We start from the raw sequence: 11773 nt of genomic DNA on the forward strand, positions 1-11773 counted from the left end.
GCACCTGACATCGCGGGGCAGGGGATCGCCGATCCGACGGCCGCGGTGATGAGCGTGGCCCTGCTGCTCGCCCACCTTGGTGAAACCGATGCAGCGGCGCGGGTCGACAAGGCGGTGTCCGAGCACCTCGCGACCCGTGGTGAGGCGAAGCTGTCCACTTCGCAGGTGGGCGAGCGGATCCTGTCACTGCTGTAGGCGCCATGCCGCGGCTCGCGACCCTGACCCGGCAGTGCTGGCTGTTCGCGATCGGGTCGGCGTTCTTCGCCGTCGCCACCATGCCGGGATTCCCCATGGTGGCCGGCGCAGGTACGACGAATGTGCTGTGCTTTCTCGGCTCCTGGTTCTTCACGACGGCGGCGTGGATGCAGTTGGTTCTGGCGGACCGCGGCGCCGGATGGTGGGCGGCGGCCACACAGTTCGCCGGGACCCTGCTGTTCAACCTCAGCACGGGCGCGTCGGTGTGGGCACATGCGGTTCTGGCCGAGCGGCGCTACGTATGGGCACCCGACGCCACCGGTTCCCTGGCCTTTCTGATCAGTGGGGTGCTGGCGGTGGTGGCTGTCGGCCTGTGGTCACCGAAATCCCTTGACTGGCAGGCGTCGTGGATCAACCTGGCCGGTTGTGTGGCGTTCGGTGTCTCGGCCCTTGCCGCATTTGTTCGCAAGACCGGTGTCACCGTCGACGAAAGGCTGGCCAACTTCGGCACTTTCGTCGGGGCGCTGTGCTTCTTGCTGGCGGCCTTGATGCTGCGTCCCCGGTCTGCGGCATCGACTCTGCGTTGAGGGGCGCTTGCCACTGGCACTTTTACGCCCTGATTGCCGGCTCAACAAGGGGACGCGCTTCACCGCCTCGGCCCCGATGAGTTCTGCGATGCCCACGGGTCTGTACGGGCATGGGAGTAATCGATATCGAACTTTTCGCCACGCTGGACCTCGTCGGGCAGGCACCGGGCGGTCCCGACGAAGATACCGAGGGATTCTCGTTCGGTGGTTGGCAGGCGCCGCTGATCGACGAGGTCTCTGGCGCACAGGTCGACGCCGCCTACCAGGGCACCGATGCGCTGCTGCTCGGCCGGCGCACCTATGACATCTTCGCTGCGCACTGGCCACAGCAAGACGACGAGTTCGGTGCGCTGTTCAACAGCATCCCGAAATACGTGGCCTCGCGCGGTACACCGGATCTGTCCTGGGCGGGGTCGGTGCAACTCGGTCCTGATCTGGTGGGCGCAGTGCGTGAGATCCGGGATCGCCACGAGAAGGTGAAAGTCGTCGGCAGCCTGCAATTCGTTCAGACACTGTTGCGCGAGAAGCTCTTCGACCGGATCGACCTCTGGGTGCACCCGATCATGCTCGGTGCCGGGAAGAAGGTGTTCGACGGTGGCGTGGTGCCGACCAACCTCACGTTGCTGCAGCCGCCGGCGGCCAGCCCGAGCGGCATCGTGTATCTGCAGTACGGATTCGTCGACGGGGTGCCGGAGACGGGGGACATGGGCGAGCTGAATCAGTAGTCTCGGCCGACTGTCGGGGCTGGGACCGGTTCTGCTGGGCCGAAACGGAAGCCGCCGATCGAGTGGGAATGCCCGGTCTCGTCAGCGCGGCGGATGGCGCCTAGAGTTCTTCGCGCACCGGATCCGCCGGCACCAGCGGCACCGCCAACAACGGCAACAACGCACACACGGCGAACGCCGCCGGATAACCGGCCACGCCGATCAGTGCACCGAACAGCGGCGCCGAGCTGGCCGTCGCCAGATGTTGGCTGGTGTTCTGCGTACCCAGCGCGCGTCCGCTCCAGAACGGCCCGGCGATCTCGGCGATCGCCGTGAACGCCAAGCCGTTGTCGGACACCGTGATCACCGAGGCGATCACGATCAACGCGACGCTGATCGGTGAGCCCAGCCAGTCGGTGAGAGCCAGTAGTGCCATCGTGGCTGCGGCCGCCAACGCGATGGTGCGGATGGGCCGAAGCCGTTGGCCCACCACATCGGACCATCGGCCGGCGGCGATACGGCCTGCCGCACCGAGCAATTGGGCGAGCGTGACCAGGGTGCCGGCGGCCGCGGCGGACCAACCTCGATCGCTCATCAACCACACCAGGGTGAAGGTCCACACCATGCCCTGCGGCACCACCAGCAGCACCGATACGGCGTGGATGCGCCACAACACATTCGAGCCGCGATACGGGTTGGCCAGGTGCTCAGCAGGTGCTTCGTGCCGGGGTGGCCGTGGCGGATCCAGCACGCCGACAGCGCACATCACCGCCGACAGCACGCACACGATCGCGGGGAAGAGCAACGCGGCTGTCACCCCGTGCGATTCGGCCAGGCGCGGAATGACCAACGCTCCCAAACCGACGCCCAAAGGGGTTGCCGTCTGCCGGATCCCCATCGCCAAACCGCGCTGTTCGGGCGGGAACCAGCCGACCACGACCCGCCCGCTGGCCGAATTGCTGCTGGCCGCGGCCATTCCGCCCAGCAGCAGAAACGCACCCACCGCGACCAGGGAATCGGCCGAAGCCGCTGCGAATGCCGCTGCGGCGGTCAACGCCGAACCGACCGTCAATACGATCCGCTCGCCGAACCGGTCGACGATGTACCCCCAGGCGATGAGGGTGATTACCAGCCCGAAGCTCGGCATCGACGACAGCAGACCCGCTTTCGCGAGGTCCAGCCCCCGCTCGGAATGCAGGGTGGGGATGAGGAACGCCGCGCCGTTGATGAACACGTTGGCGCACGTGGTCGCGGTGAGTGCGAGCGCCAGCATCGACCAACGGCGGAACGTGCTGATCGATGAAACGGACATGACAGCATGGTTTCACGGATGTCCCAAAATATTGAACTCGAATACCACTATATGAGACGCGATCCGCTGCCATAGGCTGTGCGGGTGAAGTTGTGGCTGACGGCAACCGTCTTACTCATGTGTGGATTCCTGGCAGCGCCGACCGCGGCTGCGGCGGCGCCGAACTGGTCGGGATTGGATGCCCGCCACTACGACGCGCCGATTCCTCCGGCCGGCAGCCTGATCGAGGTGGTGCCGTTGGATCCGGCCCTGTCGGTAGCCGGAGCGGAACGCGCTTACCGGATTCTGTATTCGACAGTCGATCAACATGATTCACTCGCACTGAGTACCGCGGCCGTGTTCCTTCCACGGGGCGAGGCTCCCGAGGGCGGGTGGCCCACGATCGCCTGGGCGCACGGAACTGTCGGTCTCGGCGACGATTGCACGCCCTCGGCGCAGCCCCGCAGCGACCGGGACGTCGAGTACCTGACGCACTGGCTCGATCAGGGTTACGCCGTCGTCGGCTCCGACTATGCCGGGCTGGGCACGCCCGGCCTGATGAGTTACCTCAACAGCGTGGCGACCGCCCACAGCGTCGTCGACTCGGTGATCGCGATGCACCAGATGGACCTACCGCTGTCGCGCAAGTGGGCCATCGTGGGCCAGTCCCAGGGCGGTGGCGCCGCGGTCAACAGTGCCCGCTGGGCCACCGAGTTCAGCCGGGGCACCGGTCTGGACTACCGCGGAGTGGTGGCCACCGGAACGCCGTTCAACGTCGAGAGCGTCGTCAAACAGGCCGGGCCGGACATGGCGTTGCCGCCGAACCTCGGACCGGCCGCCAACAGCTACACCGGCTACATCCTGGCCGGCTTGCGTGACGCGCGCCCAGATCTCGACATCGACAGCGTGCTCACCCTGGCGGGCCGGGACGCAGTCGACAAGGCCGAGACGTTGTGCAAGCCCCAACTCGACCAGCAGCTCACCGCCATGACACCGACCGGGTACTTCAGCGCCCCGCTGGCCACCCTGCCCGGTGCAGCCGAAGCCATCGACGCCTACCTGGGCACACCGACCACCGGGTACGACCGGCCGATCTTCCTCGGCGTCGGGATGCTGGATCATGATGTCCCGCCGAACATGTCGCTGCAGCTCGACGAACAGCTACGGGCCAACGGCGAGAATGTCACCCTCAAGGTCTATCCCGACGAAGATCACTCCGGCACTGTGCTGGCGTCGATCCCGGACTCCACGCCGTTCCTGGCCGCGGCGTTCGCCGGTGACTGACGCAATCTGACAGGAGGCGTCGGCACTGAGCGTCAACCGCCGCGCACTACCCTGGACAAATGCGCTTAGGTCGAATCGCCAGTCCGGACGGTGTCGCTTTCGTCAGTGTCGAAGGCGACGGCGCCGACGCCGTCTGCAAAGAGATTGCCGAACATCCCTTCGGCAATCCCAACTTCACCGGACGGAGCTGGCCGCTGGCCGACGTCCGTCTGCTGGCGCCGATCCTGGCCAGCAAGGTCATCTGCATGGGCAAGAACTACGAGGCGCACGCCGCGGAGATGGGCGCGGTGGCGCCGGAGGATCCGGTGATCTTCCTCAAGCCCAACACGTCGATCATCGGGCCCAACGTGCCGATCCAGCTTCCGGCCGACGCCAATCCCGTTCACCACGAGGGCGAACTCGCCATCGTGATCGGACGGCCCTGCAAGGACGTGCCCGCCGCGCGGGCCGCCGAGAACATCCTCGGCTACACGATCGCCAACGACGTGTCCGCACGTGACCAGCAGGCCAAAGACGGTCAGTGGATGCGGGCCAAGGGGCACGACACGTTCTGCCCGGTCGGTCCGTGGATCGTCACCGACCTGGACCCCGCGGACCTGGAGATCCGCACCGAGGTGACCCGTGGAACTGCCGGCGGCGAGGTGCGGCAGCGCAGCCGCACGTCGCTGATGATCCATGACATCGGTGCCATCGTCGAGTGGGTTTCGGCGGTGATGACGCTGCTGCCGGGCGATCTGATCCTCACCGGAACCCCTGAGGGCGTCGGCCCGATCGAAGACGGGGACTCCGTGAGCGTCACCGTCGAAGGTATCGGCACCCTGACCAATCCTGTTGTACGCAAGCAGAAGTAGAGGTAAGTGATGACATCCCCGTCTGGTCCGGTCAGGGTCCGTTTCTGCCCGTCACCGACCGGCACGCCGCACGTCGGCCTGGTCCGCACCGCACTGTTCAACTGGGCTTACGCCCGACACACCGGCGGTACGTTCGTCTTCCGGATCGAGGACACCGACGCCGCGCGCGACAGCGCCGAGAGCTACGCGGCGATCCTCGATGCACTGCGCTGGTTGGGCCTGGATTGGGACGAGGGTCCCGAGGCCGGCGGTCCGTACGAGCCCTACCGGCAGTCGCAGCGCAGTGAGATCTACCGGGACGTGATCGCCCAGCTGCTGGAGGCCGGCGAGGTGTACGAGGCGTACTCGACACCCGAAGAGGTCGAGACCCGTCACGTGGCGGCGGGGCGCAATCCCAAACTCGGGTACGACAATTACGACCGCGACCTCACCGACGAGCAGCGCAAGGCGTTTGCCGACGAGGGGCGTAAGCCGGTGCTGCGCTTGCGTATGCCCGACGAGGACCTCGGCTGGACCGACCTGGTGCGTGGGCCGGTGAGCTTCCCGGCCGGCTCGGTGCCGGACTTCGCGATCACCCGGGCCAACGGAGATCCGTTGTACACCTTGGTCAATCCGGTCGACGATGCGCTGATGAAGATCACGCACGTGCTGCGCGGCGAGGACATCATGCCGTCGACGCCGCGCCAGATCGCGCTGTACCGGGCGCTGATGCGGATCGGGGTGGCCGAGTGGGTCCCCGAATTCGCACATTTGCCAAGCGTTCTCGGCGAGGGCAACAAGAAGCTGTCCAAGCGCGACCCGCAGTCGAATCTGTTCCTGCACCGCGACCGCGGCTTCCTGCCCGAGGGGCTGCTGAACTACCTGGCGCTGCTCGGTTGGGGCATCGCCGATGATCACGACATCTTCAGCCTCGACGAGATGGTGGCCGCGTTCGACGTGGCGGACGTCAACTCGAATCCGGCCCGGTTCGACCAGAAGAAGGCCGACGCGATCAACGCCGAGCACATCCGGCTGCTGACGCCGGAGGATTTCACCGCCCGACTGCGGGCCTATCTTCAGGCGCACGGCCACGACACCGGACTGGACGACGCGGCATTCGCCGAAGCTGCCGGTCTGGTCCAGACGCGCATCGTCGTACTCGGCGATGCATGGGGGCTGCTGAAGTTCTTCGATGACGACTCGTACGAGATCGACGAGAAGGCCGCCGGTAAGGAGTTGCGCGAAGAGGCTGCGCCGGTCCTGGACGCCGCGCTGAGCGCACTGGAAGGCGTCGGGGAGTGGAACACCGCCAACATCGAAGCTGCGCTCAAGGCGGCCCTGCTGGACGGTCTGGAGCTCAAGCCCCGTAAGGCGTTCGGTCCGATCCGCGTTGCGGTCACGGGTGCGACGGTCAGCCCGCCGCTGTTCGAGTCGATGGAATTGCTCGGCGCCGACCGCAGTCTGACGCGGCTGCGGGCCGCTCGGGGCCGGGTGTGAAAAAGGCTCCGAAATCTTTGGTAGTCTGCTCGTCGGCCCGAAAAGCAAAGCGGGGAAGCCCCCACTGAGCCGATCGGATCGAAATTGCCCTGACCTGCAGTGATGGGCAATTAATGGGGTATGGTGTAATTGGCAACACAGCTGATTCTGGTTCAGCCATTCTAGGTTCGAGTCCTGGTACCCCAGCCATCCGGAGCGGATCAGCCGGATTAGGTGAGTACGACCGCCTGAGCTATGCTGACCATCCGGAAGTTCTAGCCCCCGTCGTCTAGCGGCCTAGGACGCCGCCCTCTCACGGCGGTAGCGTGGGTTCGAATCCCATCGGGGGTACAGAAGTAGAAGCGCCCAGTTCGTGAGAACCCCCCCCCCGGGGCCCACCCCCGCCCCCCCCCCCCCCCCCCCCCCCCGCCCCGCTTCTGCGTTGTGTGGGTTCGGACTGCCGGTTCGTCATTTGCCCGGTTTCACGTGCCCGGTTTCTCACGTGGCCGGTTTGTCACGTTGGAGTGGCGTAGGAGCTCGACGGCCACGCTGGCGTGACGCTCGGCGGGGACGCACCCGACGGCATCAGCGGCGGGCTGAGATTCGCCTCACAGTCGACGGGTCAGGGCGTCGGCGGCGGCGAGCAGATCGGCGGCCCAGCGGGCCCCGGGGCGACGACCCATTCGGTCGATCGGCCCGGACACCGACACCGCGGCGATCACGGCGCCGCGGCCGTCACGCACCGGTGCCGAGACGCTGGCCACACCTGGCTCGCGTTCGGCGGCGCTCTGGGCCCAGCCGCGCTTGCGGACCTCGGCCAGCGCGCGATCGGTGAACTTGGCGGTCGACAGCACCGCCTGCTGGGTGGCCGGATCGGCGTAGGCCAGCAGCACTTTGGCTCCAGAGCCCGCCGTCATCGGCAGATGGGTGCCCACCGGCACGGTGTCGCGCAGCCCGGCCGGGGGTTCCAGTGCGACCACGCAGACCCGCGATTGACCCTCACGGCGGTACAACTGCACGCTCTCGCCGGTGATCTCACGCAGGCGGGGCAGTACCGCGGCGCCGGCGGCCAGCAGCGGATCGTTGACGTGCGAGGCCAATTCGGTCAACGCCGGGCCGAGGCGCCAGCGGCCGTCGCCGTCGCGGGCCAGCAGCCGGTGGGTTTCGAGCCCGGCGGCCAACCGGTGCGCGGTCGCGCGGGGGAGCCCGGTCCGCTCGCAGAGTTCGGCGAGCCCGCAGGGTGACTCGGCCACGGTGTGCAGCACACCCACCGCTTTGTCGAGAACGCCGATGCCGCTATCATTTCTCACAGAGAGATACTAACGTCTCGCATTGTGAGATGACAGGCGAGATGACGACAGTACCGCCCCAGCCCGGCGGACTCTTGATGCCAGCCCGCATTTGCCGTTAATCGAATCGAGAAGTAGCGATGGACCAGCCGACACAGACATCCGTGAAGCCACGCACCCTGGCCGAAAAGGTTTGGGACGACCACGTCGTGGTGCGCGGCCAGGGGGAGGGCGCGGCCAAAGAGCCCGACCTGATCTACATCGACCTGCATCTCGTCCACGAGGTCACCAGTCCCCAGGCATTCGACGGACTGCGGCTGGCCGGGCGGCCGGTGCGACGCCCGGATCTGACGATCGCCACCGAGGACCACAACGTCCCCACGATCGACATCGACAAGCCGATCGCCGATCCGGTGTCACGCACGCAGGTCGAGACATTGCGGCGCAACTGCGAGGAATTCGGCATCCGGCTGCACCCGATGGGCGACGCCGAGCAGGGCATCGTGCACATCATCGGACCGCAGCTCGGTCTGACCCAGCCGGGCATGACGGTGGTGTGTGGGGACAGCCACACCTCGACCCACGGTGCGTTCGGCGCCATAGCGATGGGCATCGGTACCTCTGAGGTCGAACATGTGATGGCCACGCAGACACTGCCGCTCAAGCCGTTCAAGACCATGGCGGTCAACGTCGACGGTGTCCTGCCGCCGGGCGTGAGCGCCAAGGACATCATCCTGGCGGTGATCGCCAAGATCGGCACCGGTGGCGGGCAGGGGCATGTCATCCAATACCGGGGCAGCGCCATCGAAGCGCTGTCCATGGAAGGCCGGATGACGATCTGCAACATGAGCATCGAGGCCGGGGCGCGGGCCGGCATGGTCGCTCCCGACGAGACCACCTTCGAATTCCTCAAGGGCCGCCCGAACGCTCCCAAGGGAGCCGACTGGGACGCCGCAGTCGCGGCATGGCGTGAGTTGCGTACTGACGAGGGCGCAGAATTCGACACCGAGGTCTACCTGGACGCCGCCGCCCTGAGCCCATTCGTCACCTGGGGCACCAACCCGGGCCAGGGGGTTCCGCTGTCCGCGTCGGTTCCCGATCCCGAGCTGATGGGCGACGACGCCGAGCGTCAGTCGGCGGAGAAGGCGTTGGCCTATATGGATCTCCGTCCCGGGATGGCGATGCGTGACATCGCCGTGGACACCGTGTTCGTCGGGTCCTGCACCAACGGTCGCATCGAGGATCTGCGGGTGGTGGCCGACGTCCTGCGTGACCGCAAGGTGGCCGACGGGGTACGGATGCTGGTCGTGCCAGGCTCGATGCGGGTTCGCGCCCAGGCCGAATCGGAAGGCCTCGACGCGGTATTCACCGCCGCCGGCGCGGAATGGCGTCAGGCCGGTTGCTCGATGTGTCTTGGTATGAACCCCGACCAATTGTCTCCGGGACAACGTTGCGCTTCGACGTCCAACCGGAATTTCGAAGGCCGACAGGGCAAGGGTGGCCGAACCCACCTGGTCTCCCCGGCGGTCGCGGCTGCCACCGCCGTCCGCGGAAAGCTGGCGTCCCCTGCCGATCTGCCCGCCGCGGCGTCCTGAGAGGAACCCAAGAATGGAAGCGTTCAACACTCACACCGGCATCGGCGTCCCGCTGCGGCGGTCCAATGTCGACACGGATCAAATCATCCCGGCCGTCTATTTGAAGCGGGTCACCCGAACGGGTTTCGAGGACGGATTGTTCGCCGCCTGGCGCACAGATCCGTCGTTCATTCTGAATCTGCCGCCATTCGACAAAGGCTCCGTGTTGGTCGCCGGCCCCGATTTCGGTACCGGATCATCGCGCGAACATGCCGTCTGGGCACTCATGGACTATGGCTTCCGGGTGGTTATCTCATCCCGTTTCGCCGACATTTTCCGCGGCAACGCCGGCAAGGCCGGGCTATTGGCGGCCGAAGTCGCTCAGGACGATGTCGAGCTCTTGTGGAAGCTCATCGAGCAGAATCCGGGCCTGGAAATCACTGTGAATCTTCAAGATCGCAATGTCGTCGCCGGAACGGTTGTGGTGCCGTTCAGAATTGACGACTATACGGCCTGGCGGCTGCTCGAGGGACTCGACGATATAGGCCTTACGCTGCGGAAACTCTCTTCCATCGAGGATTACGAGAAGCGCAGGCCGGCCTGGAAGCCGCGTACTCTGCCGGCCTGATTTAAGGGTCGCAGGGGTGTTTTGACACCCGAATTCGCCGCCTGCCAAACCGGTTCTGGACCCTCCCGAGGGGAGACCAAGTGGGGCAAGCGGATTGCCGGATTGTTCGCTAGCTACGCCTGAAATTGCGCGTGGCTCTTGGAAATCAGTGGTCACAGGGTTTACCGTGTCCTCTAGTCGGTCCAAGGAGGACCACTGGTTTCGGAGGTTTTGGATGAACAAAGCGGAGCTCATCGACGTACTCACAACCAAACTGGGCACCGATCGTCGGCAGGCTACCGCCGCGGTCGAGAACGTTGTGGACACCATCGTCCGCGCGGTCCACAAGGGCGACAGCGTCACGATCACCGGCTTCGGTGTTTTCGAACAGCGTCGTCGCGCTGCCCGGGTGGCGCGTAACCCGCGCACGGGCGAGACGGTGAAGGTCAAGCCCACCTCGGTGCCGGCTTTCCGTCCGGGCGCTCAGTTCAAGGCGGTTGTCTCTGGCGCGCAGCGTCTCCCGGCTGAGGGTCCGGCCGTCAAGCGTGGCGTGACCGCAGGCCCGGCCAAGCGCACCGCCGCCAAGAAGACCGCTGCCAAGAAGGCGCCGGCCAAGAAGGTGGCTGCCAAGAAGGCGCCGGCGAAGAAGGCCGCGACCAAGGCACCGGCGAAGAAGGCCGCGACCAAGGCGCCGGCCAAGAAGGCCGCGACCAAGGCACCGGCCAAGAAGGCCGCGACCAAGGCACCGGCCAAGAAGGCCGCGACCAAGGCGCCCGCCAAGAAGGCCGCGACCAAGGCACCGGCGAAGAAGGCCGCGACCAAGGCACCCGCCAAGAAGACGGCTGCCAAGAAGGCACCGGCCAAGAAGGGCCGCAAGTAATTCCGGTAAAGGCACGTCGCGAGCCCAAGGTCAGCTCGCGACGTGCCTTTCTCCGTGCCTGGGCCCGGTGCGGCTCTGTCTAGTGAGGCTTCGACAGCGGACTGCACATGTGGTCGGCCGCGATGAGCCGGCCGCCCACCAGGGACAGAACCCAGCTGCTACCTTTGCGATTTCCGGTCGTGGTGGGTCGCACCCCGTCGCGTTCGCACCACCAGGAGATCAGCCCCGGGATCACTTTGCCCTGTGAGCAGATCACCGGCGTGCCTGCGCGGGCAGCGATATCGAGCAGTCGATTCCGCGCCGCCTTGTGGTCGTGCGCGTAACCCTCTTCCGACAGGGCCGGCTCATTGTGGATGTCGACGCCGAGTTCTTCAGCCAATGGCGTAATCGTCTGATGACAGCGCAGGCGGTCTGCGGCATACAACGTCGTCGCACCGAACGCGAGCAACTGGCCGACCAGTGACTCGGCCTGGGCGCGCCCCTTCTTGTCCAGCGGCCGCTTACGATCGTCACCTTTGAATCGCGACCTTCGGCCGGCCGACCCGTGCCGCACGACAATCACGGTCTTGGTATCCGGCGGGTATTTTGCAAAGCGGCGCAACACTTTTCGATCGTGCTCATAGTGAAGCTCGGTGGACGCCGCATCGATCGGCAGCCAAACCAGCTTGTCCACCTCATCGTTGGGCGTGAACTCACCGGCCGTCGCGCGGGCGGCCCAGTACCAGACTCGTTTCTTGCCCTCTGGCACAGCGTAGGAGATCGAACCGAGGCGTCGACCCAAAACCGCGTGATGGCCGGTTTCTTCGTCGACTTCGCGGACCGCGGCCACCGGTTCGATCTCACCGGGATCGAGCTTGCCCTTGGGAAATGACCAATCGTCGTAGCGCGGACGGTGCACCAGCGCGACTTCGATGCCGCCGGCCGAGCTGGCCGAGCCGGCAGAGCCGGCCGCGTCGGCCCGCGGCCGCCAGAGCACGGCACCGGCCGCCGACACGGTCGGAACCGACTTGTCCGCTGTCGTCTTGTCGTTCGACAACCTCAACTCCTGCAGGTCGT

At 66.2% G+C, this 11773-nt stretch carries 12 protein-coding genes and 2 tRNA genes; 11 read left to right on the forward strand and 3 right to left on the reverse strand.

Translation table 11 applies throughout. The features are described 5' to 3' along the window. The 3 genes from A5740_RS17635 to A5740_RS17645 form a co-directional block, all read left to right on the forward strand. A partial coding sequence (locus A5740_RS17635) for an isocitrate/isopropylmalate family dehydrogenase (protein ID WP_254849234.1) occupies window positions 1-195 on the forward strand: 195 nt, incomplete at its 5' end. 5 nt (window positions 196-200) lie between these two features. Beyond that, on the forward strand, window positions 201-782 hold the full coding sequence (locus A5740_RS17640) for a hypothetical protein (RefSeq protein ID WP_076196042.1): 582 nt from the start codon (window positions 201-203) through the stop codon (window positions 780-782). Between the two features lie 110 nt (window positions 783-892). Beyond that, on the forward strand, window positions 893-1507 hold the full coding sequence (locus A5740_RS17645; RefSeq protein ID WP_076196044.1) for a dihydrofolate reductase family protein: 615 nt from the start codon (window positions 893-895) through the stop codon (window positions 1505-1507). A 100-nt stretch (window positions 1508-1607) separates the two neighbouring features. On the opposite strand, the gene A5740_RS17650 is transcribed toward A5740_RS17645, so the two are convergent. Next, a complete protein-coding gene (locus A5740_RS17650; RefSeq protein ID WP_076196046.1) occupies window positions 1608-2798 on the reverse strand; it encodes an MFS transporter in 1191 nt (396 codons plus the stop codon). A gap of 117 nt (window positions 2799-2915) precedes the next feature. Here A5740_RS17650 and A5740_RS17655 point away from each other — a divergent pair, with 117 nt between their 5' ends. From A5740_RS17655 to A5740_RS17675, 5 genes are all read left to right on the forward strand, one after another. Then, entirely contained in the window at window positions 2916-4061 is a 1146-nt protein-coding gene (locus A5740_RS17655; protein ID WP_076196048.1) for a S9 family peptidase, read from the forward strand. A gap of 59 nt (window positions 4062-4120) precedes the next feature. Continuing rightward, the gene (locus A5740_RS17660; protein WP_076196050.1) at window positions 4121-4912 is read left to right on the forward strand and encodes a fumarylacetoacetate hydrolase family protein; all 792 of its coding nucleotides are present in this window, start codon (window positions 4121-4123) and stop codon (window positions 4910-4912) included. A gap of 9 nt (window positions 4913-4921) precedes the next feature. Continuing rightward, window positions 4922-6388: a glutamate--tRNA ligase gene (gene gltX / locus A5740_RS17665; protein WP_076196052.1), complete on the forward strand. Its 1467-nt coding sequence runs from the start codon at window positions 4922-4924 to the stop codon at window positions 6386-6388. Window positions 6389-6502: 114 nt separating this feature from the next. Beyond that, window positions 6503-6577 (forward strand) — tRNA-Gln (locus tag A5740_RS17670). Between the two features lie 68 nt (window positions 6578-6645). After that, window positions 6646-6718: transfer RNA gene (locus A5740_RS17675), tRNA-Glu, on the forward strand. A 257-nt stretch (window positions 6719-6975) separates the two neighbouring features. Here A5740_RS17675 and A5740_RS17680 read toward each other — a convergent pair. Next, a complete protein-coding gene (locus tag A5740_RS17680; RefSeq protein WP_076196054.1) occupies window positions 6976-7677 on the reverse strand; it encodes an IclR family transcriptional regulator in 702 nt (233 codons plus the stop codon). A 119-nt stretch (window positions 7678-7796) separates the two neighbouring features. Here A5740_RS17680 and leuC point away from each other — a divergent pair, with 119 nt between their 5' ends. The 3 genes from leuC (at window position 7797) to A5740_RS17695 (ending at window position 10717) form a co-directional block, all read left to right on the forward strand. Then, complete coding sequence (gene leuC / locus A5740_RS17685; RefSeq protein WP_076196056.1) at window positions 7797-9251, forward strand: 3-isopropylmalate dehydratase large subunit; 1455 nt, start codon at window positions 7797-7799, stop codon at window positions 9249-9251. Between the two features lie 13 nt (window positions 9252-9264). After that, window positions 9265-9858 (forward strand): 3-isopropylmalate dehydratase small subunit, encoded by a 594-nt coding sequence (leuD, locus tag A5740_RS17690; protein WP_076196058.1) that lies wholly within the window; start codon window positions 9265-9267, stop codon window positions 9856-9858. A 214-nt stretch (window positions 9859-10072) separates the two neighbouring features. Further along, complete coding sequence (locus tag A5740_RS17695) at window positions 10073-10717, forward strand: HU family DNA-binding protein (RefSeq protein ID WP_076196060.1); 645 nt, start codon at window positions 10073-10075, stop codon at window positions 10715-10717. A gap of 79 nt (window positions 10718-10796) precedes the next feature. Here A5740_RS17695 and A5740_RS17700 read toward each other — a convergent pair whose 3' ends face one another. Then, entirely contained in the window at window positions 10797-11753 is a 957-nt protein-coding gene (locus A5740_RS17700; RefSeq protein WP_076196128.1) for a bifunctional NUDIX hydrolase/histidine phosphatase family protein, read from the reverse strand. Window positions 11754-11773 lie beyond the last annotated feature (20 nt).

Origin of the sequence: Mycobacterium sp. GA-1841 (assembly GCF_001954135.1) — a bacterium.
Classification (GTDB): domain Bacteria; phylum Actinomycetota; class Actinomycetes; order Mycobacteriales; family Mycobacteriaceae; genus Mycobacterium.